Genomic DNA, 25,182 nt, shown 5'->3' with positions numbered 1-25,182 from the left:
AACTTGAAGTTGGGAATGATTGGGTAACGCCTTGAAACCAACTCCCTAATACTCCAACATGGAATAAAGTTTTAGGAAACTTTGTTTTATGAAGCTTGGTGAAGTCGGCAGAAGCAACCTAAGTCATTGAAAAATACAAGTATAGATTGGTACAAAAGTGGCCAGAGCCCGCCCGTCAGGAAAGTATTGAGTAAGAGATATGGTTTGTGATATGCCGGGGGTCTATAAAATACTCATGGTGAGAATGTTTATATAAAACTGACGAACTTCCGAATGTAAGTGTCTAAAGTTCTAGATAGTCGAAAGGCTATTACCACTTTTTATGTGGGGTTAGTGAGGTAGAGTAAAAGTTGATTTTATGAAATACCTTATAGTGTTACAGGCACTATAAAGCTAACAGGCGCAAAGGAAGCACCTAAAAGTATATGTAAAGATAAAGTTATAGGAACGTGGAAAGCTTAGAACGTGGAGAAAGCCTAATTTCATTGAAACGGTAATAAGGAAAGGCTTAAAGCTATAACTTATTTTTATCTAAGTGAGAGCAGTGCCACAGTACCAAGGAAACCATGATAATAAGTGGTGGAGGGAAAGGCACAAGTCAAGAGTTAAATTCAAAGTTTTAATAAGGTAATCAAAGGTTCGAGTAAGACTAAGAGAGGTAATCCACTTTGAGTAATAGCTCAAAGGAGGTACACCGACTTTGACAATGAATGAAGAAGCAAAGGCTTTAAAGAAGGGTCCACTTAGATTTAATGAGTACTATGATATCCAAAGTGTTTACGATAATCTTTATCATGATTCTCAGAAAAGTAAAGATTTCAAAGGACTAATGAAAATCATAACTAGCAGAGAAAACATTTTGGTTGCTTATAGGAAAATAAAATCAAATAAAGGAAGTCTAACAGCGGGTTGTAATAAGAAAACAATTAAAGACTTAACAAATTTTAATCCAGACGAAATTGTGGAATATGTTAGGAAAAGGCTTAATAACTACCATCCACATAAAGTAAGAAGAGTTCTAATACCTAAAGCCAATGGGAGGATGCGGCCCTTAGGGATACCTACGATAGAAGATAGGATAATACAGCAATGCATAAAACAAGTACTTGAACCTATTTGTGAGGCTAAATTTTATAATTATTCATTTGGATTTAGACCAAATAGAAGTACTAAACATGCAATTGCAAGATGTTATCACCTAATGCAAAGGAATTATTTGCATTATGTAGTGGATATTGATATTAAAGGTTTCTTCGACAATGTGAATCATGGAAAATTACTTAAACAAATTTGGAATATTGGAATCAAAGATAAACAATTGATTTCAGTTATTTCAAAAATGTTAAAAGCAGAAATCATTGGAGAAGGAATTCCAAAAAAGGGAACTCCTCAAGGAGGAATCCTGTCACCACTTTTATCAAATATTGTTCTAAATGAACTCGACTGGTGGATATATTCTCAATGGGATGGATTAAAGACTAGACATGAATATAGTTGCTCAATTGCAGTGAACAGGGCTTTAAGCAAAACTCGACTAAAAGAAATGCATATTGTTCGATATGCTGACGACTTTAAAATCTTTTGCAGAACTCTTACTGAGGCAAGAATAATCAAAGAAGCAACAACGAAATGGTTAAAAGAAAGATTATTCTTAGATATAAGTGATGAGAAATCCAGAATAGTCAACCTTAAAAAGAACTACTCAGAATTTCTTGGATTCAAAATGAAAGTAGTTCGAAAAGGAACAAAATGGAGTTTCAACAAAAAGAGTAGCAAAGATAAATTTACGGTTAAGTCGAGATTGAATGATAAAGCATTGAGCAAAGCATTAGGAAAAGTTAAGTCTGCTGTAAAACAAATTCAACACAGTAAGCCCAATGAATTGCCAAAAAATATAGGAATATATAACGCGACAATTAGTGGTTTACACAACTATTACAATACCGCCTCTCATGTTAGTAAAGATTTTCATAAAGTGGATTACCTAACTTTAAATATAAGGAGAAATCGTTTAAAAGACATTGAAACTCCATCTGGGACAATGAGTAAATTTATTAAAGATAGTTATGGTGATAGCAGAGGAATTCATTACTTATGTAATCAAGCGATAATACCAATTGCTAAAATATCACATAAGGCTCCTATGCAATTTAAGAAGGAAATATGTAATTACACTTACAGGGGTAGAGCACTCATTCATCAATCATTAAATTTTGACATTCAAAGAAAGATTCATTACCTAATGAAAACCCCTATACTAATGGAAAGCATAGAGTACAACGACAACCGATTATCTTTATTCTCAGCCCAACTTGGAAAGTGTGCGATAACCAAAGAAGTATTAGATATTGGAGATATACATTGCCATCATAAAGTGCCTAGAAAATTAGGTGGAGATGACAAGTACCAGAATCTAATAATCATTAAAGAAAAAGTTCACAGGTTAATCCATTCAACAAATCCAAATAAGGTAAAGGAACTGTTAAATGAGTTAAACCTTAATGATGAACAAATTCGGAAGTTAAACACACTGAGAAGGAAATGTAAAATAGAAGCGATATAACCAAATATTTAAAGCCTCAAATTTGAAATCATTGAAAACCTTATTAGATAATAAATGAATTTATTTCTTGATGGAACGCCGTGTGCGGTGAAAGTCGCATGCACGGTGTGGAGTGGGGGAAAAGCTGGAGATTACATCAAATGCTTACCTATCACTATTGCAAATTGCATCTATCATGGCTGGATTTTCTTTGGGAGAAGCCGACTTATTAAGGAGAGCAGTTTCTAAAAAACAAAAGGAAACACTTGACAGAGAAAGGGAACATTTTGTTCAGGGGGCCCTTCAAAAGGGATATGACAAACTGCTTGCAAATGATATTTACGATTTAATCGTTAAATTCGCCAACTATGGATTTAACAGGAGCCATGCAGTGGCATACAGTTTGATTGCTTACCAGCTCGCTTATTTAAAAACCCATTATGCCGTGCATTTTATGGCAGGCCTTTTGAGTACTGCCATGGGAAACGAAACGAAGACTGCCCAGTACATTCGGGAAGCCAGACAGAAGGAGATTACTATCCTTCCACCTTCTGTTAATAACAGCCCTTTTTCTTTTGGTGCTGAAAATGCTGCGATCCGTTTTGGACTTGGTGGAATCAAAGGTGTTGGGGCAACAGCCCTCAAAGAGATTTTTCAGGTTAGAAAAAAGAAAAAATTTGATGATTTATTTGATCTTTGCCTTCGCGTTTCTCAAAAGGTCTTAAATCGAAAAACGCTTGAAGCATTAGTTTACTCTGGATGTCTTGATGAATTTGGGGAAGACCGTGCCGTACTTCTTGCCAGTATTGATGTTGCAATTGAACATGCCCAGCTAGTTAATCCAGATGATGCCAGCCAATTACAGCTTTTTGCAGAAGAAGCCATGATGCTTAAGCCAAAATACGTTAAGGTGGATCCAATTCGGCTTGAGGATAAGCTAAATTTAGAAAAAGAAGTTCTGGGATTTTATCTTTCAGACCATCCTGTTTCTATTTATGAAAAAGAACTTAAGGATAAAGGAGCAATTGCTTTATTTGGTGAAATAAATAAGGGAAAACGCTGTTCTGCAGGTGTTTATATTACTGCTTCCAAAAAAATCCGCACTAAAAAAGGCGATTCAATGGCTTTTTTAACCATAAGTGATTCAAGCGGTGAAATGGAAGCCGTTGCTTTTCCTGACGTGTACCGAAAATTTTCTGCAGTCCTTGTACAGGGGAATTTGGCGGTAATAGAAGGAAAGGCTGAAGAGCGCGGAGGAGAATTGCAATTTATTATCCAGCGTGCCGATCTGCTTACCGATTGGCTTAAGTCCCATGCTTCCTCGCAAACAGTATTATATTTAAAAATTATTAAAGAAATGGAAAAACCGGCATTTCTTCAGGAGCTTAAACAACTTTTAGGCAAGTATAAAGGCAATACTCCTGTTGTTCTTTATTACGGGGGCTCCAAAACAACCGTCAGGCTGACTAAAGAAAGCTTTGTTAATCCAGGGACGGTATTCATTGATCTTCTCAAGGATTTGCTGGGAGAGGAGAACGTTATTTTAAGAGATTAATTCTTTACATCTATACAAGATATGTTATATTGTTTATTAGACATTCGTGGTCTGACCACTAGAATATAATTCATTTAATAATTTAATATTTTGCCTATTACCTTTTTGATAATCAAAGGAGTGACATTGCCTTGACTTTACGTGAAGAAGCTTTGCATATGCACCGCATTAATCAGGGGAAACTGGAATCAAAATCAAAAGTTTCTGTCCAGAATGCAAAGGATTTAAGCCTTGCTTACTCTCCTGGGGTTGCAGAACCTTGTAAAGAAATATATGAAAAACCTGAAACAGTATATGATTATACAATGAAAGGCAATATGGTTGCTGTTGTATCAGATGGAACGGCCGTACTCGGTCTAGGTAATATTGGCCCTGCAGCCGCACTCCCTGTTATGGAAGGTAAAGCTGTATTGTTCAAGAGCTTTGCAGGCGTTGACGCTTTTCCAATTTGTCTTAATACAACAGATGTGGAAAAAATTATTGAAACAGTAAAATTGCTAGAGCCTACCTTTGGCGGGGTAAACCTTGAGGATATTGCAGCACCGAACTGTTTTGTCATAGAGGAAAGGCTGAAAAAAGAAACGAATATACCAGTTTTCCATGATGATCAGCATGGGACAGCTATTGTAACTGTTGCGGGTCTTGTTAATGCTCTTAAAATTACGGGCAAGAAAATGACAGAAATTAAGGTTGTTGCCAATGGCGCAGGAGCAGCTGGTATAGCCATTATTAAGCTTCTTTACAGCTATGGCGTCCGGGATATCATTATGTGTGATACAAAGGGTGCTATTTATGAAGGCCGTCCACAAGGCATGAATGCAGTTAAGGACGAAGTCGCTAAATTTACAAACCGTAATAATATACATGGAAATCTGGAAGATGTCATAAAGGGTGCAGATGTCTTTATCGGAGTTTCTGTTGCAGGTGCTTTAACAAGTGAAATGGTTCAAACAATGAACAAAGATGCCATTATTTTTGCAATGGCAAATCCTGTTCCTGAGATTATGCCGGATATTGCGAGGGAAGCGGGTGCAAGAGTTATTGGAACAGGGCGTTCCGATTTCCCTAACCAAGTAAATAACGTCCTTGCTTTTCCAGGAATTTTCCGTGGGGCTCTTGATGTGCGTGCTACCCATATCAATGAAAAAATGAAGGTAGCTGCTGTTGAGGCTATTGCAAGTTTAATTCGTGAAGATGAACTTAGCGAGGATTACGTAATTCCTGGACCATTTGATCCACGGGTTGCCCCTGAAGTAGCTTCTGCTGTAGCAAAAGCGGCAATGGAGACAGGTGTAGCCCGCTTAAAGGTTGATCCTGCGGAGGTAAAAGAAAAAACGATGAGGCTTGCAAGTATCGGAAAAAGTGAGTAAAGCCATTGTGAAAGATACAAACCAGAGCTCTAAAGTATATATTGAAATTGTTAAACAGTTAAGGGAATTGATCACTGCGAACCGTTTGAATTCTGGTGACAAAATTCCTTCCGAACGCGAATTATCAGAGCGCCTGAATGTTGGGCGATCTTCAGTTCGGGAAGCGCTCAGAGCATTGGAATTGCTTGGACTGATTGAAACCAGAAGGGGAGAAGGTACATTTTTAAGAGATTTTCGCGGACACCATCTTGTCCAGCTCCTTAGTACCTTTATTCTGGAAGATGAAAAGGCAAAAAGAGATGTTATTGAAACTAAATATTATATCGAGATGGATTGCCTTCAGCTTGCATTAAAGCGGCAAAATGCAGATGATCTTCAGGCTTTAAGGGAAAAGGTTGAACACAGTTATGCTGTAAACGATGATGAGTTTTTTTATCGGATCATTGAAATGGCGGACAACCATTTATTCCTCAGAATGTGGATCATATTAAAGGATTACTTTAATTCTTTAATGTTTAAGGAAGAGCAGCATTCAAAAGACGGATATATAAGGCTTATAGAAGCAATCGAAGCAATGGACGTGGCTGAATTGCTGTCTGCCTATCGTCAGCTTAGAAATTTGTCGATTTCCGCCGACAAAATCTAACAGTTTTTTAGAAAGGTTTACTTTATAGTGAACAAGACAAGCCTACTAACAAGCAGGGTAGGCGCTTTTTATACAAAGAGTGGTCTGACCACTCGGGGTTGGAGACGGATGGGAGAAATTTAGCCATTATCTTGGCTTTACGAATGAGGGAGGTTTCACCTTGCTGAAAGAACTTTTCACAAAGACTAAAAAGAAAAAATATGCAACGATTCCTTCAGAAACAGCCAAGCAGGATTTACCTGAAGGAATAATGACAAAATGTCCTGATTGCAAGAAAATAATGTATACAAAAGAATTATTAAAAAATCAAAAGGTTTGTCTGCATTGCGGACATCACCATCAAATGAATTCGGCTGAGCGCCTCGAAAGTTTCTTGGATGAGGGAACTTTTATTGAAATTCATGAAGATATGATCTCCAGGAATCCGCTTAATTTCCCTGATTATTTAGAAAAACTTGAGAAAGACAGACAAAAAACAGGTATCAATGAAGCTGTAGTTACAGGAATGGGAAATGTGAACAACTTTCCTGTAGTGGTTGCTATTATGGATGCCACCTTCCGTATGGGAAGCATGGGTTCAGTTGTGGGAGAGAAAATTACATTAGCTATTGAAAAAGCAGATGAATTATCGGTTCCCTTCATTATCTTTACAGCTTCTGGCGGTGCGCGTATGCAGGAGGGTGTTGTCAGTCTGATGCAAATGGCTAAAACCAGTGTAGCGCTGAAAAGATTCAGCGATAATGGGGGATTATTTATTTCCATTATGACTCATCCTACGACAGGAGGAGTTTCTGCTAGCTTTGCTTCACTTGGGGATTATAATTTTGCTGAACCAGGGGCATTAATCGGTTTTGCTGGAAGAAGAATAATCGAACAAACCATTAGAGAGGATCTGCCGGAAGATTTCCAAACAGCAGAATTCCTGTTAAAGCATGGCCAATTAGATGCCGTTATTTCACGGCTTGAATTAAAAGACAAAATTGGTTCGCTGCTTTCAATCCATCAGCCTGGGGGTGAACTTAATTGGTAGGGGAATTGGAATTTGAAAAGCCGATTATTGAGTTAAGAAAAAAAATAATCGAACTAAGAGAGTTCACTAAAACAGCTGACGTGGACTTTACAGCTGAAATAGAAAAGCTTGAGGTACGCCTTGAAAAGCTGGAAAAAGATATTTATGATCATTTAAAACCATGGGACCGTGTGCAAATTGCCAGACATCCTAACAGGCCAACCACTTTGGATTATATTGGCTTTTTGTTTGAAGATTTCTTCGAATGCCATGGAGACAGGGTCTTCGGTGATGATGAAGCTATTGTTGCAGGTGTAGCAAACTTCCAAGGCCTTCCTGTGACCGTTATTGGACATCAGAGGGGTAAGGATACAAAAGAGAACATACGTAGGAATTTCGGTATGCCTCATCCGGAAGGCTATAGAAAGGCTTTAAGGCTGATGAAACAAGCTGAAAAGTTTAAACGCCCAATTATTTGCTTTATTGATACAAAAGGAGCCTATCCAGGAAAGGCTGCTGAGGAACGCGGACAAAGCGAGGCAATTGCCCGTAATCTATTTGAAATGGCGGGTTTAAAAGTACCGGTGATTTCAATAGTAATTGGGGAAGGCGGAAGTGGAGGAGCATTAGCTCTTGGTGTAGGAAATTATATTCATATGCTTGAAAACTCTACTTACTCTGTTATTTCTCCTGAAGGAGCAGCCGCAATACTTTGGAAGGATGCTTCTCAAGCAAAGCGTGCTGCTGAATCAATGAGAATAACTGCTCCTGATTTAAAAGAACTTGGTATAGTTGATGAAATAATTCCCGAAGTAAAGGGCGGAGCCCAGAAGGATGTTAAACAACAAGCATCTGAAATTGAAAATGTTCTTAAGGGTTCATTAAAAAAGCTGCTGCAGCTCAATGAAAGTGAATTAATTTCCGCCCGGTATGAAAAATACAGAAAAATTGGGGACTTTTCGTTTTCTGAAGAGGTCATTGGGGTAAATTAACAGCGTGCTCTTAGGAGCACGTTTCTTTTTTGATATTCACAAAATGTTAACACATTAACGAAGTGAATCCGCTTACACTCAATTATTAAACGTTTTCATTTAACAAATAATTCCGTCTATTGATTTTAGCAACAGGATAAGGTTGTTATAGGGTTTTCTTCATGTTATTTTAGAAATATTCCCAGTTATTATGTTTATAATAAGAAGATAGAAGATTAAAGAGAAAAATTAAGAATTTTTATTAAAAGTATTTACATATTTTAAATCGACCTACGGGGTGATATGAATGAAAAAAATAGGCGTACTTACTAGCGGAGGGGATTCCCCAGGCATGAATGCAGCTATCCGTGCAGTTGTCCGGAAAGCTATTTATCATGATTTGGAGGTTTATGGAATCTACGGAGGATATTCCGGTCTTATCACCGGAAACATAAAGAAACTTGAATTAGGATCAGTTGGAGATATTATTCATCGCGGCGGAACCATGCTTCAATCTGCACGCTGCCTTGAATTTAAAACTAAAGAAGGCCAGCAAAAAGGAATTGAGCAATTAAAAGCACGTGGTATTGAAGGACTTGTCGTAATAGGCGGAGACGGTTCCTATCGGGGAGCAAAGGCTTTAACAGAACAAGGATATCCCTGTGTAGGAGTTCCAGGTACTATCGATAATGATATTCCTGGCACTGAGTTTACGATCGGTTTTGATACAGCATTGAATACTGTTATTGATGCAATTGATAAAATCCGTGATACAGCAACTTCACATGAAAGAACCTTTATCATTGAAGTAATGGGCCGAGATGCAGGAGATATCGCTCTTTGGGCAGGTTTAGCAGGCGGAGCAGAAACCATTCTGATCCCGGAAGAAAATTATGATATACAAGAGATTGCTGCAAGGCTTCGTAAAGGCCATGAGCGCGGCAAAAAACACAGTATTATTGTGATTGCTGAAGGCGTATGTGGGGCAGTTGATTTTGCAAATAACCTTGAGGAAGCAAGCAGCTATGAAACAAGGGTCTCTGTTTTGGGACACATCCAACGTGGCGGTTCCCCAACAGCTCGTGATCGGGTTCTTGCCAGCCGTCTTGGTGCCAGAGCAGTTGAACTGTTAATGGATGGCAAAGGCGGACGTGCGGTAGGAATTGAGAAAAACAGTCTGGTTGATTATGACATAATTGAAGCTTTAGCTAGAAAGCATACAATCGACCTAGATATTTATAAACTTTCAATGGAATTATCTATCTAAGCTGCTTAGAAGAACGAGGAGGAAACAAAATGTTACGCAAAACTAAAATAGTCTGTACGATTGGCCCGGCAAGTGAAACTGTTGAAAAGTTAACTGAGCTTATCAATGCGGGTATGAACGTTTCCCGTTTAAACTTTTCACACGGGGATTTTCAAGAGCATGGCCAGCGTATCCAAAATATTCGTATAGCTGCGGAAAACACAGGCAAAAAAGTAGCAATTCTGCTCGATACAAAAGGGCCTGAAATTCGTACAAATAATATGGTGAATGGTGCAATAGAGCTGACAAGCGGCAATAATATTATTGTTTCCATGACGGAAGTTGAAGGTACTACAGATAAATTTTCTATTACTTATCCAGGTCTAATTGAAGATGTTCATATTGGTTCGAAAATTCTGCTTGATGATGGATTAATTGGTCTTGAAGTTACAAAGATTGATAATGCTGCTGGGGAAATTCATACACGAATTTTAAACAGTGGTACATTAAAAAATAAAAAGGGTGTCAATGTACCGGGAGTATCTGTTAACCTCCCAGGTATCACAGAAAAGGACACACAAGATATTCTTTTCGGAATTGAACAGGGCATCGATTTTATTGCAGCTTCTTTTGTCCGCAGAGCAAAAGACGTTCTCGAGATCAAACAGTTATTAGAAGAAAATAATGCTGCTCACATCCACATTATTCCTAAGATTGAAAACCAGGAAGGCGTGGACAATATTGATGAAATTCTGGAAGTTTCCGATGGTTTAATGGTTGCCCGTGGTGACTTGGGTGTTGAGATTCCAGCAGAAGAAGTACCGTTGGTTCAAAAGATGCTTATCAAAAAATGTAATGCTCTTGGAAAGCCGGTTATAACAGCAACTCAAATGCTGGATTCCATGCAGCGTAATCCACGCCCTACACGTGCAGAAGCTAGTGACGTAGCTAATGCCATTTTTGATGGTACAGATGCTATCATGCTATCTGGTGAGACTGCTGCCGGGTCGTATCCTGTGGAAGCTGTTCAAACCATGCATAATATTGCTTCCAGAGCTGAACAAGCTCTAGACCACAAAGATATTCTTTCGAACCGCAGTAAGGATACAGAGCATAATATGACAGATGCAATTGGTCAATCTGTTGCGCACACTGCTTTAAATCTTGAGGTTAATGCAATTGTTACTCCGACAGAAAGCGGACATACTGCGAGAATGATCTCTAAATACCGCCCTAAAGCACCAATAGTTGCTGTTACATCAAATGAAGGGGTTTCGAGAAGATTAAATCTTGTTTGGGGTGTTTATCCACAACTGGGTAAGGAAGCCACAACAACTGACGAAATGCTTGATGTAGCAGTTGAGGAAAGTGTAAATAGCGGAATTGTTAAACATGGAGATGTAGTTGTTATTACAGCAGGGGTTCCTGTCGGTGAAGCAGGAACAACAAACTTGATGAAAATTCATGTTGTAGGTGATATCCTGGCTAAAGGACAAGGTATTGGCCGTAAATCGGCATACGGGCGTGTTGTTCTTGCACAAAATGCTCCTGAGGCTTTAGATAAAGTAAAAGCGGGCAGCATACTAGTAACAATTGGGTCTGACCGTGAAATGGTTCCTGCAATCGAAAAATGCAGTGCATTGATAACAGTTGAAGGCGGGCTTACCAGCCATGCAGCTGTGGTAGGATTAAACCTTGGTATTCCGGTCATTGTTGGGTTGGAAAATGCAATGGAATTATTCAGAGATGGCCAGGAAATTACAGTTGATGCTATGCGTGGAGTAATTTACAACGGGCATGCAAGTGTTCTATAATTTATAATATATAAGAAGGGGGAATTCCCCTTCTTTTTCTATAGGTGTTAGCTATAGGGGGGGAAGATCATGCCATTATTAATTTTATTAATTATTCTTATACCTGCTGCAGATATTAGTATCTTACTTTTATCTGGAAAAGCAATAGGTGTTTTTCCAACTGTCTTCTTAATTTTATTCACCGGGGTAGTTGGAGCCTATCTTGCAAAAAGCCAGGGGTTAAGAACGTTGCGGAGAGCGCAGGCAGAATTAAGCTCCGGGCAAATACCGGGGGATGCGGTTTTGGACGGAATCTGCATTTTGGTCGGAGGAACCCTTCTTGTAACGCCTGGTTTTATTACTGATATCCTAGGATTCTTGCTTTTACTTCCCCTAACGAGGGTGTTTTTCAAATATCTTCTCAGAACCTGGTTTAAAAACAGAATTAACAGAGGAAGAATAAAGATATTAAAATAAAACAAAGGCCCTTCTGATCTATTGATCAAATAGGGCCTTTTGTATTAAATGGTCTGGTCTGTTGGACTTGCCTATTGATTTCGCTCCATAAAGGAAAGCTCCCTTGAAGCAACATCGCAAAGACAGGCTGCCTTTTGCCTGTAAATAGTGAGAAGCATCTGTGAACAGCTTATTCGCTGACGAGCGATTGGGCTTTACTCATATTTCACTGCCTTTGATATATATCCATAAATCCCGGAAAACATTGGCTCTTTTTAATGCACTGAAAACAACAAGGACCACAGGCCCGAGAATCAGACCCAAAAAGCCAATAGTTTTAAAACCGACAAACAAGGCGATTAATGTAGCCAGCGGATCCAGGCCGATGCTGGATGAAAGAATTTTTGGCTCCATAATCTGCCGTTGGACTAGGACAATAATATACAGGACACCAAGCCCAATGGCCAGACCCATATTTCCGCCTATTACCTCATAAATAATCCACGGGACAAATACGGATCCCGTTCCCAGATAGGGAATAATATCAACAATTCCGCAAACAAGAGCAATGGTTACTGCATAATCTACACGGAGAATAAGAAGGCCGACTAGAATAATAACGGTAGTAATGGAAATTAAGGTAAGTTGGGCCTTGAAAAAGCCAAAAAGCGCTTTTTTCAAATCAGCAAACACAGTTTGTGTACTCGCGATAGCTCTGTTGGGTAAAATTTTTCCACCGATTGCTGAAAACCTGTACCAATCCTTGCTGATAAAAAAAGTAGCCAGCATCGAGAAAATAGTAATGGTTGCAGCATTTGGAAACCAGGCAATAATAGTTGGTATATTTCCAAAAAAGTTTTTAATAAAGGAACCGATTGTTCCTCCAATTTGTTTTCCTACATTTTGGATATTTTCCATAATAGTTCCCTGCTGGCCGGCATCCAGTTTATTAAAGGCTCCTGCAATCTCGTTATAAAGGGGGATAATCTGTGCTGCTATTGTATCCTCAATAAAAGCTATTAGCGTATCAAGATGGTTTGGTACTACTGAAGCAAGATAATTGGCTCCTGAAACAATTTCTGCAATCAAGAGGGTGACGAGTCCTGCAAAAACAGCGAAAAGTATGATCAGAGCTGCAAACACTGCAAGTGGCCGGGGCATCCTGCTTTTTTTCTCAAAGAAATTAACTAGCGGATTAATTAGGAAAGCCAAAATAAGTCCTATTAAAAATGGGTATGTTACCTTTGATAAAAAATAAAAGGCTAATGCTCCGCCAATTATGACCCCGATAACCAGAAGGAATCGCAAAGTACGGGCTATGTACACTGAATTCAATTCCAATCCTCCTAAATAATTTGTCTCTACTATAGATAGTTGTAGTTTATCATTTTATGAAAAAAATTGCATAATTTTCCACGATTAATATTCATAAGAGTCACAATTTTTTATAGCTTTTGTCATAAATCGGAAGGCAGATCCTATTTAGCTTTTACAGGTGAAAAAATTATGCTGAAATAATTAGATGTTGTATGAAGGGAGTGAAAAATCATGAATCAGCCAACTATTTTTCTGATTCTGCTCTTGGTAATTGGATTAATTGCAAAAAATCAATCTTTAATGATAGCTGTTGGTGTCTTAATTTTATTAAAAATTATTGGATTAGAGGGAAAATCTTTTTCTTTTTTGCAGTCAAAAGGAATAAACTGGGGGGTAACTATCATCACAATAGCTGTGCTAGCTCCCATAGCAAGCGGAGAAATAGGCTTTCGGGATTTGTCCAGTTCTTTTAAATCACCCTTTGCATGGATTGCGCTTATTTCCGGAATTCTTGTTGCATTGCTGGCGAAGGGAGGAGTCTCTTTATTAGCGGAAGACCCTCAAATTACAACAGCTTTGGTTCTGGGCACTATTCTTGCCGTTTCAGTGTTTAAAGGTGTAGCGGTTGGCCCCTTGATCGGTGCGGGAATAGCATATACGGCCATGAGGATCATTGATTTTATAAAGTAGCCATTATCTCCGGGGCAAACCAATATAGAAACTTAGGAAAGAGGCTGCCCAACATTAAAAATAAGTCTCTTTCCCTTTTATTTCCTAAATAGAGTAACTTTGCTTTTCTTGTAAAATAATAATTTTTCACCTTTTTGGAACGTTTTCGTTCACAAAAATCAGATAATTGTTTATAATAGTTCTTGTAAGCGCATCCTTTTTTACATATACTTTATTTATTTGTTATATTACATGGGAATAGTATTTATTCCATGTAAGTATTTAATTGGTTTCCGAGCGCACGCTCAACTAAGATTGCCAGATTAAAAGATTTTGAGAAGGGGTAAAAAGAAGTTATTCATCGGTCTGTGGATCGACAGGATCCAAACCTTCTTCATTTTATAAAGGTGCTAAGGTGGCCCGAAGATATGAAAAGGCATTCTGCTATCAAATAAACGGCTTGGCTGCTTTGCAGCCGATAGATGTTTAAACAGACAAATGGGTAATGGGGAAATACGAATAAAAGGAGAGATTTTTATGACAGTAACAAGGGGTCTTGAAGGGGTAGTGGCAACAACTTCATCCATCAGTTCAATTATCGATGATACACTTACCTATGTAGGCTATAATATCGATGATCTTGCGGACAATGCCAGTTTCGAAGAAATAATCTACCTGTTATGGCACCGTAAACTTCCAACATTGAATGAACTAAAGGAATTAAAGCAGCAGCTTGCTGAAAATATGGAGCTTCCAAAAGAATTGCTGGAGCACTTTAAAATGTACCCAATCCAAAAAGTGCATCCGATGGCAGCGCTTAGATCTGCTGTTTCACTGCTTGGCCTCTATGATGAAGAGGCTGACGTAATGGAGGAAGATGCAAATCTAAGAAAAGCCATCCGCCTTCAGGCTAAAATGCCTGCCATTGTGGCAGCTTTTTCCAGGGTCCGAAAAGGGCTGGAGCCAGTTGCGCCAAGAAAAGATTTGGATTTTGCCGCTAACTTCCTGTATATGCTCTCTGGAAAAGAACCTGAAGCAATTGCCGTTGAAGCATTAGATAAAGCATTAGTCCTTCATGCGGATCACGAATTGAATGCATCTACATTCACTGCTCGTGTCTGTGTTGCTACTTTATCAGATATTTATTCAGGTATAACAGCAGCTATTGGAGCGTTAAAAGGACCTCTTCATGGCGGTGCCAATGAGGCTGTTATGAAAATGCTTAAGGAAATTGGTACGGTTGAAAATGTTGAGCCTGCAATCCGTGAAAAACTTAACAACAAAGAGAAAATTATGGGATTTGGCCACAGAGTATACCGTTTGGGCGATCCTCGTGCTAAGCATTTAAGGGAAATGTCCGAGAAGCTTACCAAGCTTACTGGCGAGCCACACTGGTTTGATATGTCTAAAAAAATTGAGGCCATTGTGACTAGCGAGAAGAATCTTCCGCCAAACGTGGACTTCTATTCTGCATCCATGTACCACAGTCTTGGTATTGACCATGATCTGTTCACGCCAATTTTTGCTGTAAGCCGTGTATCAGGTTGGCTTGCACATATTCTCGAGCAGTATGAAAACAACCGCCTAATTCGTCCGCGTGCAGAATATACTGGCCCAGGAATGCAGAAATACGTTCCTGTTGAAGACAGAGGGCTTTAATATTTACTTTTTTCGAAAAAATTGTTGTAATGGGAATGTACTGTAAAAGGTTAGGGGCTTTTGCCTCCTAACCTTTGATTAAGTATAAGATAACAGCAGTGGTGAATCTTGAGGCTAAAGGAATAAACTATTTCCGGGTTTGGCCATTACTAGACAAGCTTTCAGCCGGGGATTCACGTTTTTACTGACATTGAAGGGAGAAAAAAACAATGCAAGGTGAAAAAATTACGGTAACAAACGGTGTATTAAACGTACCAAACAATCCAGTTATTCCATTCATCGAGGGAGACGGAACTGGTCCTGATATCTGGGCAGCTTCTGTACGAGTACTTGATGCAGCGGTTGAAAAGGCATATAAGGGAGAACGCAAATTTGTCTGGAAAGAAGTTTTAGCAGGTGAAAAAGCGTTCAATCAAACAGGTGAGTGGCTTCCAAAGGAAACACTTGATGTCATTAATGAGTATTTGATTGCTATTAAGGGTCCTTTAACAACTCCTGTAGGCGGAGGAATCCGTTCCCTGAACGTTGCTCTGCGCCAGGAATTAGATCTATTCGTATGCTTGCGTCCTGTTAGATGGTTTGAAGGAGTTCCTTCTCCTGTAAAACGTCCAGAGGATACTGATATGGTTATTTTCCGTGAGAACACTGAAGATATCTATGCAGGTATTGAGTATGAAAAAGGATCTGAAGCAGTTAAAAAAGTAATCAGCTTTCTTCAAAATGAAATGGGAGTTAATAAAATCAGATTCCCAGAGACTTCTGGTATTGGTATTAAGCCTATATCACAGGAAGGAACTACCCGCCTTGTACGTGCTGCCGTTAACTATGCTCTTAAAGAAGGCCGCAAATCTTTAACTATAGTACATAAAGGGAATATCATGAAATATACAGAAGGCGCATTTAAAAACTGGGGTTACGAGCTTGCTGAAAAGGAATTTGGAGACAAGGTATTTACTTGGGCTCAATATGACCGCATCAAAGAAGAGCAGGGTTCCGAAGCTGCAAACAAAGCACAGGCTGAGGCTGAAGCAGCAGGAAAACTCATCGTTAAAGATGCAATCGCTGATATTTTCCTACAGCAAATCCTTACACGTCCAAAAGAGTTCGACGTGGTTGCTACAATGAACCTGAACGGAGACTATATTTCTGATGCTCTTGCAGCACAGGTTGGCGGAATTGGTATTGCTCCTGGAGCAAATATTAATTACGAAACTGGCCATGCTATTTTTGAAGCAACGCACGGAACAGCTCCGAAATATGCAGGTTTAGACAAAGTTAATCCATCTTCTGTTATTCTTTCAGGAGTACTTATGCTAGAACACCTTGGCTGGACCGAAGCTGCAAATCTTATCGTGAAGTCCATGGAAAAAACAATTGCTTCTAAAGTTGTAACTTATGACTTTGCAAGATTGATGGATGGAGCTACTGAGGTTAAAGCTTCTGAGTTCGGCGACGAATTAATCAAGAACATGGAATAAGAAATTATCCCGCTTAATACCATAAACTAAATGTTTCTATTCAAAAGGGGCCTGTTTCGCAGAGGCCCCTTTACATAAGATTCTTTCTATAACATATTTACTTTCATTTCAAGGAGGAGAATAAGATGACGAATACACGTAAAAAGGTATCAGTTATTGGTGGTGGATTTACTGGAGCAACAACTGCATTTTTACTTGCCCAGAAAGAACTTGGCGATGTGGTTTTAGTTGATATCCCACAGGCTGAAAACCCTACAAAAGGGAAAGCTTTAGATATGCTTGAAGCTAGTCCGGTCCAAGGATTCGATGCAAATATCACTGGTACTGCCAATTACGAAGATACTCGTGATTCCAATATTGTCGTCATTACTGCTGGTATCGCCCGCAAACCTGGAATGAGTCGTGATGATTTAGTTCAAACAAATCAAAAGGTAATGAAGAGTGTAACACAGGAGATTGTGAAGTATTCTCCTAACTGTACCATTGTGGTATTAACCAATCCTGTTGATGCTATGACTTATACAGTATTTAAGGAGTCAGGTTTCCCTAAGAACCGTGTAATTGGTCAATCAGGAGTGCTTGATACTGCACGTTTCCGCACATTTGTGGCTCAAGAATTAAACCTTTCAGTAAAAGACGTTACAGGCTTTGTTCTTGGCGGACATGGAGACGATATGGTTCCTCTTGTACGTTACTCCTATGCTGGGGGCATTCCTTTGGAAACATTAATTCCCAAAGAGCGTCTTGATGCTATAGTTGAACGTACACGCAAAGGCGGCGGCGAAATTGTTAACCTTCTGGGCAATGGAAGTGCCTATTATGCACCTGCAGCTTCCCTTGTTGAAATGTGCGAAGCAATTCTAAAAGACCAGCGCCGCGTTCTTCCTACCATTGCTTATCTTGAAGGTGAATATGGATATGATGGAATTTATCTTGGTGTACCAACCATCCTTGGCGGAAATGGTATTGAAAAGATAATTGAACTTGACCTTAAGGAAGACGAAAAAGCAGCATTAGATAAATCTGCGGATGCAGTACGTAATGTAATGGCTGTTTTAGCATAATAAAAGTTTACAAACTGTCATCGGCGGAAAGATACAAGAACAAAAAGCGCAAGTGCCCTACTTTAATGATGAAAGGCTAAAATCGCCACATCCTGTGGCAACGCCTTCCTAACCCACATCCTGTGGGCCTCCGACAGGCATAAGACGAATCACGTAGTCTGAAGTGATTTGGCTTATGACCCCGAGGGGCTGGGCGCTGGAACTGGATTACAATAACCTAGTTCGGAGTTATCCGCAAGGTAAAAATCTATAATATCCTAAACGATGAAAAAAATTCGGGGAGAAATATAGCCCCGAATTTTTCTTCTGTTATATTGTAAACGTTTACAATGAAGGGGTGAGACTAAAATGGTTTTGGGAAAGAAAAGAAAGATCGGTAGAAGAATAGAAGAAATGTCTGTTGGCGAGAAACTGTCCTTTACGGAAAAAATAGAAGATAAGGATCTTCTTTTATACCTTGGATTAACTGATGATGCCAACCCTTTATATATCCAGCATGATTATGCATCACAGACACCTTACCTAAAGCCAATTGTCCCCGGTATAATGCTTACAGGTATGATAACCTCTGCTGTTTCGAGGTATTTGCCAGGCCCTGGAAGCCATATTTTAAGCCAGCAACTCGAGTTTCCGAAACCAGTTTTTCACTATGGAACGGTGGAGTTTCTTTTTGAAGTAACCGAAGTAGACAAGAAAAACCATTGGGTTGTCATTAAAGTTTCGGCTGAAAATGAAAAAAATGAAAAGGTAATAGAAGGCCAAATAAAAGTATGCCCACCGTTTAAGCTGCGTACAATGGATGGCGGAGCACTTGAAAACTTTTAATTCTTCGATTGCTATGGCAGGGCTCCAGGAAAAGGCGCCCTGCCTTTTTGCGTCCTTAAAACTTATCTCCAAAACGCTTTTTTTGATTAAGCTGTAACAGTATTTAACCGCACCAAGTTCAAACCAAGCTTCTCCACGTTGCCCTCTTTCTTTTATTTATTATATTATAGTTATGAAGGGGTACAAAAAGGGGTTAATTCTTTTAGCGGAGGCTTTTATGAAAAACAAAGTGCTTGTTGTTGATGATGAGCAATCAATTGTTACTTTGCTACAATATAATTTGGAGCAGGCAGGTTTTGATGTAATAACAGCGATGGATGGCGAGGAAGGAAGAGAACTTGCTCTGACAGAAAAGCCAGACATTATTGTCCTTGATTTAATGCTTCCTAAGATGGATGGAATGGAAGTCTGCAAGGAACTGCGGCAGCAAAGAGTCATGACTCCTATTTTAATGCTGACAGCAAAAGACGATGAATTAGATAAAATTCTTGGCCTTGAACTGGGTGCAGACGACTATATGATAAAACCGTTTAGCCCGAGAGAGGTAATTGCAAGGGTAAAAGCAATTCTTAGAAGAACACAGAATCTGCCTGATAAGAACGAGGCAGAAACTGTAAAAGAAGATACAATTATTATCGGAGATCTTCACTTATTTCCAGACCAATATGTAGCTGTGTTTAAAGGAGAGACCCTAGAACTGACCTTAAAAGAGTTTGAGCTTCTTTTATTCCTGGCTCAAAATAAAAACCGTGTACTAACAAGGGACCAGCTGTTGAGTGCTGTGTGGAACTACGATTTCGCTGGGGATACAAGAATTGTGGATGTTCATGTTTCTCACCTTAGGGAAAAAATTGAGGCTGACACAAAAAAGCCAGCCTATATCAAAACAATCCGCGGGCTTGGATATAAGCTGGAGGAGCCCAAAGGGGAATGACCAGATTTCGCACAAAGCTTCTTATAGCCATTATTACATTAATCGCAGGAGTATTTTTGGGGCTTGGCATCCTGCTGGGACAATTGTTCAAAAATTATTATGTTCACTCTTTTAATGAGAGGCTGAAAAAGGAAACAGCCCTTTTAGAAAAGGAAGTTATTGATAAAGGCGGTATTTCTTCTTTTAACAGGAAGGATATTAATGAAATCAGCAACATGCTGGGGACAAGGATTACTCTAACAGACAGTCAGGGTAAAATTTTAATAGATACAGGAACAAAAGAAGGGGCCCAGGAAGGTCTTCATGAAGATATAATAAGAAAATCTATTCCAAAAAAGTCCTCGCGGCAGACCAGGCTAGAAGTTCAGGACGGAACAGATCTTCACTATTACTGGAAACCAATTGTAGAAAACCACATAATTACTGGCTATGTGTTTATCAGTACGGAAACTGGTGAACTCAAAAAGGCTTACAGAGGTATATGGTGGCTGATCTCGGCCAGCCTTGGGATTGCCCTTGCTGTCATTTTCCTGCTGGGATCGAGGGTTGCTGCGAGGTATGCGAAGCCAATTGAATCCGCTACTCAGGTTGCTATCGAATTGGCAAAAGGAAATTATAGAGCGAGGACATATGAGGATAGTATGGATGAAACCGGAATGCTCAGTTCATCTATAAATGCGCTGGCACGAAATCTTGAGGAAATGGTGAGAGCCCAGGAAATGCAGCAGGACAGGCTTAGCGCCCTCATAGAAAATATGGGAAGCGGGCTTATTCTTATAGATAGCCGGGGATATATTAACCTGATTAACAAGGGCTACAAGGAAATTTTTCATATCAATCCGTCAGATTATTTATATCAGCTTTATTATGAGGTAATAGAACATAAAGAAATTTGCAGACTAATAGAAGAAATCTTTATGACAGAACAAAAAGCCAGCAGACAGATGTATCTTAATATTGGAATTGAAAGAAGATCCTTTCAGGTATATGGTGTTCCTATAATCGGTTCAAATCATGTATGGAAAGGTGTATTGCTGGTTTTTCATGATATTACCGAGCTTAAAAAATTGGAACAGATGAGAAAAGATTTCGTAGCAAATGTTTCCCATGAATTAAAAACGCCTGTAACTTCTATCAAAGGGTTCTCGGAAACTCTTCTTGAAGGGGCGATGGATAACAAAGAAACCTTGGAAGCTTTTTTGTCGATAATTTTAAAAGAAAGCGATAGGCTTCAATCGTTAATACAGGACTTGCTTGATCTTTCAAAGATAGAACAGCATGGCTTCGCACTTAATATCACCCAGTTTAATCTACTGGCCATTATTGAGGAAGTCATCACTATGTTAAGAAACAAAGCTGATTCTAAAGAAATAGAGCTGCAAGTAGAGTGTTCGGAAGATCATCTATTTATAGAAGGTGATGTATACCGGCTGAAACAAGTGTTTATTAACCTTATAACCAATGCAATTGCTTATACTCCAACCAATGGATTGGTAAAAGTGAAAATCCAGGGAGTAAAAGAAAAAGTTTTTGTAAGCGTAAAAGACACTGGAATTGGGATAGAAAAAGAGGAAATACCTAGGGTATTTGAGAGGTTTTATAGAGTAGACAGGGCGAGAAGCCGAAACTCTGGGGGGACAGGCCTTGGACTGGCAATCGTGAAGCACATCATTGAAGCCCATCAAGGTAATATAACTGTTAAAAGCAAGGTAGGGACTGGAAGTCAATTTACCATTGAATTATTTAGGGATTGTCCAAGGAAATTAAAGTAATGGTTTTAGTGGAGGAAGGGAAAATTTACAGAATCTTTACAGAGAATTCATTTTCTATTAATACTTCTTCTGTAAGATAATAGCTGTAAGCCCCTTCATCCTAGGAGCCAAACAAGAAAGAGCGAAAGCAGACCCCGCTTTCGCTCTTTCTATTTATGAAAGTGCACGGACCTTATAGGTGGAGCAATCAATATGTTGTAAATGACCCCTACGCATTTCCTTCAACCCTCAATTTTCCTTTCCCTTTCCTGTCATGATAAAATATTAAGGAATCTTTAACATAGAATAATTCTCTTTAAATAGATGGCTTACTAAACAAGTATAAGAGGAGGAAACATTATGGAAAAAAAGAAACTAGTTCTTATTGACGGGAACAGTATAGCTTACCGTGCTTTTTTTGCCCTGCCGCTGCTTAATAACGATAAGGGAATACATACAAATGCAGTATACGGTTTTGCGATGATGCTAATGAGAATACTTGAGGATGAAAAACCAACTCATATACTGGTTGCTTTTGATGCCGGTAAAACAACATTCCGGCATAAGACCTTTAGCGAGTATAAAGGCGGAAGGCAAAAAACTCCTTCTGAATTATCCGAGCAATTTCCATTTATTCAGGAGCTCCTTGATTCGTACGGGATTTCACGATATCAGCTCGAAAACTATGAAGCTGATGATATTATTGGTACATTGTCCCTGCTTGGAGAAAAAGAGGGCTTCGATGTTCGGGTAATTTCTGGAGACAAGGACTTAACACAGCTGGCCTCGGATAAGACTCGGGTTGGAATTACCAGAAAAGGGATTACCGATATTGAAGAATATACCCCTGAGCATATTAAGGAGAAGTATGGGTTAACCCCTGATCAAATTATTGATATGAAAGGTCTGATGGGAGACGCTTCCGATAACATTCCTGGTGTTCCTGGTGTTGGAGAAAAAACAGCCATTAAGTTATTGAAGGAATTTTCTACTGTAGAAAATCTTTTGAATTCAATTGAGAGTGTAAGCGGCAATAAACTTAAAGAAAAGCTTTCAGAGTTTAAGGAACAGGCTATCATGAGCAAGGAACTCGCTACCATCACCAGAGAAGCTCCTGTAGAAGTTGATTTGAGCGAGCTAGAGTATGAGGGAATGATACGCGAAAAGCTGATTCCGCTATTTAAAGAACTCGGCTTTAATTCACTGCTGGACAAGCTTGGCGATGAGCCAGTTGAGATTCAAAAGGAAGATCTTGATGAGATTGAGTTTGTCATTGTAAATGAAAATGATATTAATGCCGGCATGTTTACTGATGACAATTACTTTTATGTAGAAATGCTGGAGGATAATTATCAAACTGCAGATATAATTGGCTTTTCGCTTGTCAATGAAACGGGTCATTATTTCCTCCCTGCAAAAGCAGCATTAAACTCCCCAGTATTTAAGGAATGGGCTGAGGACGAAAGCAAAACTAAAACAGTTTACGACGCGAAAAGGTCTGAGGTTTCACTCCGAAAGAGAGGAATCCATTTAAAAGGAAGTACCTTTGATGTATTTATTGCTCCATATATTCTTAACCCTTCTGAAGGACTAGAGGATATCGCATCCATTGCAAAAAGGTATGGAATAAACCTTGTGGATTCAGATGAAAGTTTTTATGGAAAAGGTGCAAAGCGAAGAATCCCGGAAGAGGAGAAGCTTGCAGAGCATCTTGTTAGAAAAAGCCTGGCCATGCAAGAACTGAGGGAAAAGCTCGAAAAAGAATTAATAGAAAACCAGCAGGAAGAATTGTTTCGCAAGCTTGAAATGCCCCTCTCCCTTATTTTAGCCGACATGGAATATACCGGCATTAAGGTTGATGTTGAAAGGCTTAAAAAACAGGGACAGGAAATTAACCAGCGTCTGAATGAAATAGAAGGCAGAATTCACGAGCTTGCTGGGGAATCCTTTAATATTAATTCTCCAAAACAGTTAGGTGTAATTTTGTTTGAAAAATTAAATCTTCCTGTTTTGAAGAAAACTAAAACTGGATATTCCACATCGGCGGACGTTCTTGAAAAGCTGGCCGGCGATCATGAGATCATCGAACAAATCCTTGAATATAGACAGCTCGGAAAGTTGCAGTCTACCTATATAGAAGGTCTTTTGAAGGTAATAGACCCTAAAACGGGGAAAATTCATACCAGATTTAATCAGGCTCTGACTCAAACAGGAAGATTAAGCTCTACCGATCCAAACCTGCAGAATATCCCTATCAGGCTGGAGGAAGGCAAAAAGATTCGACAGGCCTTTATTCCTTCAGAAGAGGGCTGGCTGATCTTTGCGGCTGACTATTCTCAGATTGAACTGCGTGTGCTTGCCCATATTGCAAATGATGATAAATTAATACAGGCCTTTAAAGAGGATCTCGATATTCATACTAAAACAGCAATGGAAGTTTTTCATGTTGAAGCAGACGAAGTAACCTCCAATATGAGGCGCCATGCAAAGGCGGTAAACTTTGGTATTGTCTATGGAATCAGTGATTTTGGACTGTCTCAGAGCCTAAGTATTACACGAAAAGAAGCAGGAAGGTTTATAGAAAGATATCTGCATAGCTATCCTGGCGTACAGGAATATATGGATGACATTGTTAAGCTTGCAAAGCAAAAAGGCTATGTATCAACTTTGATGCAAAGAAGAAGATATATTCCTGAGATTACAAGCCGTAACTTTAACCTGAGAAGCTTTGCAGAAAGAACTGCAATGAACACGCCAATTCAAGGCAGTGCGGCAGATATTATCAAGAAAGCTATGATAGAGATGGCTGACAAACTCGCTGAACAAGGTTTAAAATCACGACTTCTGCTCCAGGTGCACGATGAATTAATCTTCGAAGCACCAGAGGAAGAAATTGAGATACTAAAAAAAATCGTTCCAGAGGTCATGGAAAACGCGATCGAATTAAATGTACCTCTAAAGGTAGATTATTCTTATGGTCCAACCTGGTTCGATGCAAAATAATTAAAAGCAGCAATGAATTAGCAGGAGGAGATAAATATGCCGGAGCTTCCTGAGGTTGAAACGGTAAGAAGGACACTGCAACATTTAGTTCTTCACAAACAAATTAAAGATATCACTGTTCTCTGGCCAAAGATTGTTAAGAAGCCTGAAGAGGCCACGCAGTTTATTGATGCCCTAAAAGGAGAAACCATCCTTGACATTGGCAGAAGAGGTAAGTTCCTGATTATTTATACTGACCACTTTGCCTTGGTTTCTCATTTGAGAATGGAAGGAAAATACGGACTGTATACAGAAGATGAACCTGTTGATAAACATGTACATGTTATTTTTTATTTTAGTGATGGAACAGAACTAAGATACAAGGATGTTAGGAAATTTGGAACCATGCATCTATTCAAGAAAGGGGAGGAATTTTCTATTCCTCCTCTCAGCCAGCTTGGCCCCGAGCCTTTTTCTGAAGATTTTACTCTTGAATTCCTGAATAGCAGACTCAAGAAAACGAACCGTAAGCTAAAAACCGCCCTTTTAGATCAAACAAACCTTGTTGGACTTGGTAACATTTATGTCGACGAAGCACTTTTCAGAGCGGGGATTCATCCCGAAAGGTCTGCTAACGAACTTACGGAGGAGGAAACAACCAGGCTGCACAGAGAAATTATTTCAACACTAAACGAGGCAGTGGAAAAAGGAGGAAGCACGATTCGCTCCTATGTAAACTCCCAGGGACAAATGGGAATGTTTCAGCTTGATTTACTTGTATACAGCCGTAAAGGTGAAGAATGTAAAACCTGCGGCAAACCTATTGAGAAAACGGTTGTGGGAGGAAGGGGTACCCACTTTTGCCCTAACTGCCAAAAGCTTTAAATTTATAGCTGAACAAGATATAGCCGTAGT

19 protein-coding genes are annotated in these 25,182 nt (G+C 39.2%); 18 read left to right on the top strand and 1 reads right to left on the bottom strand.

The window, feature by feature from the left end; all coding sequences use genetic code 11:
• Positions 1-706 precede the first annotated feature (706 nt).
• From ltrA to AC3WR0_RS02735, 9 genes are all read left to right on the top strand, one after another.
• A complete protein-coding gene (ltrA, locus tag AC3WR0_RS02775) occupies positions 707-2,563 on the top strand; it encodes a group II intron reverse transcriptase/maturase (RefSeq protein ID WP_492550980.1) in 1,857 nt (618 codons plus the stop codon).
• 112 nt (positions 2,564-2,675) lie between these two features.
• Positions 2,676-4,097, top strand: a complete 1,422-nt coding sequence (locus tag AC3WR0_RS02770) for a helix-hairpin-helix domain-containing protein (protein ID WP_492550871.1) — start codon at positions 2,676-2,678, stop codon at positions 4,095-4,097.
• A gap of 131 nt (positions 4,098-4,228) precedes the next feature.
• The gene (gene ystJ, locus AC3WR0_RS02765; protein ID WP_027320252.1) at positions 4,229-5,467 is read left to right on the top strand and encodes an NADP-dependent malic enzyme; all 1,239 of its coding nucleotides are present in this window, start codon (positions 4,229-4,231) and stop codon (positions 5,465-5,467) included.
• Between the two features lie 7 nt (positions 5,468-5,474).
• A complete protein-coding gene (locus tag AC3WR0_RS02760) occupies positions 5,475-6,113 on the top strand; it encodes a FadR/GntR family transcriptional regulator (RefSeq protein ID WP_492550870.1) in 639 nt (212 codons plus the stop codon).
• A gap of 160 nt (positions 6,114-6,273) precedes the next feature.
• The gene (gene accD / locus AC3WR0_RS02755; protein ID WP_027320250.1) at positions 6,274-7,143 is read left to right on the top strand and encodes an acetyl-CoA carboxylase, carboxyltransferase subunit beta; all 870 of its coding nucleotides are present in this window, start codon (positions 6,274-6,276) and stop codon (positions 7,141-7,143) included.
• On the top strand, positions 7,137-8,114 hold the full coding sequence (gene accA, locus AC3WR0_RS02750) for an acetyl-CoA carboxylase carboxyl transferase subunit alpha (protein WP_492550869.1): 978 nt from the start codon (positions 7,137-7,139) through the stop codon (positions 8,112-8,114). The genes accD and accA overlap by 7 nt, the downstream gene beginning before the upstream one ends.
• Before the next feature lie 286 nt (positions 8,115-8,400).
• Positions 8,401-9,360: a 6-phosphofructokinase gene (gene pfkA, locus AC3WR0_RS02745; protein WP_492550868.1), complete on the top strand. Its 960-nt coding sequence runs from the start codon at positions 8,401-8,403 to the stop codon at positions 9,358-9,360.
• A gap of 29 nt (positions 9,361-9,389) precedes the next feature.
• Positions 9,390-11,153, top strand: coding sequence for a pyruvate kinase (gene pyk, locus AC3WR0_RS02740; protein WP_492550867.1), 1,764 nt, complete (start codon positions 9,390-9,392; stop codon positions 11,151-11,153).
• Between the two features lie 69 nt (positions 11,154-11,222).
• Entirely contained in the window at positions 11,223-11,609 is a 387-nt protein-coding gene (locus AC3WR0_RS02735) for an FxsA family protein (RefSeq protein ID WP_027320246.1), read from the top strand.
• Positions 11,610-11,807: 198 nt separating this feature from the next.
• Here AC3WR0_RS02735 and ytvI read toward each other — a convergent pair whose 3' ends face one another.
• Positions 11,808-12,923, bottom strand: coding sequence for a sporulation integral membrane protein YtvI (gene ytvI, locus AC3WR0_RS02730; RefSeq protein WP_492550866.1), 1,116 nt, complete (start codon positions 12,921-12,923; stop codon positions 11,808-11,810).
• 213 nt (positions 12,924-13,136) lie between these two features.
• Here ytvI and AC3WR0_RS02725 point away from each other — a divergent pair, with 213 nt between their 5' ends.
• The 9 genes from AC3WR0_RS02725 (at position 13,137) to mutM (ending at position 25,152) form a co-directional block, all read left to right on the top strand.
• On the top strand, positions 13,137-13,595 hold the full coding sequence (locus AC3WR0_RS02725) for a DUF441 domain-containing protein (RefSeq protein WP_027320244.1): 459 nt from the start codon (positions 13,137-13,139) through the stop codon (positions 13,593-13,595).
• A gap of 516 nt (positions 13,596-14,111) precedes the next feature.
• On the top strand, positions 14,112-15,233 hold the full coding sequence (citZ, locus tag AC3WR0_RS02720) for a citrate synthase (protein ID WP_492550865.1): 1,122 nt from the start codon (positions 14,112-14,114) through the stop codon (positions 15,231-15,233).
• A gap of 209 nt (positions 15,234-15,442) precedes the next feature.
• The gene (gene icd, locus AC3WR0_RS02715; protein WP_492550864.1) at positions 15,443-16,711 is read left to right on the top strand and encodes an NADP-dependent isocitrate dehydrogenase; all 1,269 of its coding nucleotides are present in this window, start codon (positions 15,443-15,445) and stop codon (positions 16,709-16,711) included.
• A gap of 125 nt (positions 16,712-16,836) precedes the next feature.
• Positions 16,837-17,775 (top strand): malate dehydrogenase, encoded by a 939-nt coding sequence (gene mdh, locus AC3WR0_RS02710; RefSeq protein ID WP_492550863.1) that lies wholly within the window; start codon positions 16,837-16,839, stop codon positions 17,773-17,775.
• Between the two features lie 348 nt (positions 17,776-18,123).
• Positions 18,124-18,600 (top strand): MaoC/PaaZ C-terminal domain-containing protein, encoded by a 477-nt coding sequence (locus AC3WR0_RS02705; protein WP_492550862.1) that lies wholly within the window; start codon positions 18,124-18,126, stop codon positions 18,598-18,600.
• A gap of 217 nt (positions 18,601-18,817) precedes the next feature.
• Positions 18,818-19,534 carry a winged helix-turn-helix domain-containing protein gene (locus AC3WR0_RS02700; protein ID WP_492550861.1) on the top strand — a complete coding sequence of 239 codons (717 nt, stop codon included), beginning with the start codon at positions 18,818-18,820 and terminating at the stop codon, positions 19,532-19,534.
• Positions 19,531-21,306, top strand: coding sequence for a two-component system histidine kinase PnpS (gene pnpS / locus AC3WR0_RS02695; protein WP_492550860.1), 1,776 nt, complete (start codon positions 19,531-19,533; stop codon positions 21,304-21,306). The genes AC3WR0_RS02700 and pnpS overlap by 4 nt, the downstream gene beginning before the upstream one ends.
• Before the next feature lie 336 nt (positions 21,307-21,642).
• A complete protein-coding gene (gene polA, locus AC3WR0_RS02690; RefSeq protein ID WP_492550979.1) occupies positions 21,643-24,288 on the top strand; it encodes a DNA polymerase I in 2,646 nt (881 codons plus the stop codon).
• 36 nt (positions 24,289-24,324) lie between these two features.
• The gene (gene mutM / locus AC3WR0_RS02685) at positions 24,325-25,152 is read left to right on the top strand and encodes a DNA-formamidopyrimidine glycosylase (RefSeq protein ID WP_492550859.1); all 828 of its coding nucleotides are present in this window, start codon (positions 24,325-24,327) and stop codon (positions 25,150-25,152) included.
• Positions 25,153-25,182 lie beyond the last annotated feature (30 nt).

The organism is Neobacillus sp. FW104-15D2 (assembly GCF_058790155.1).
This window is presented reverse-complemented; position numbering and strand designations above follow the sequence as displayed.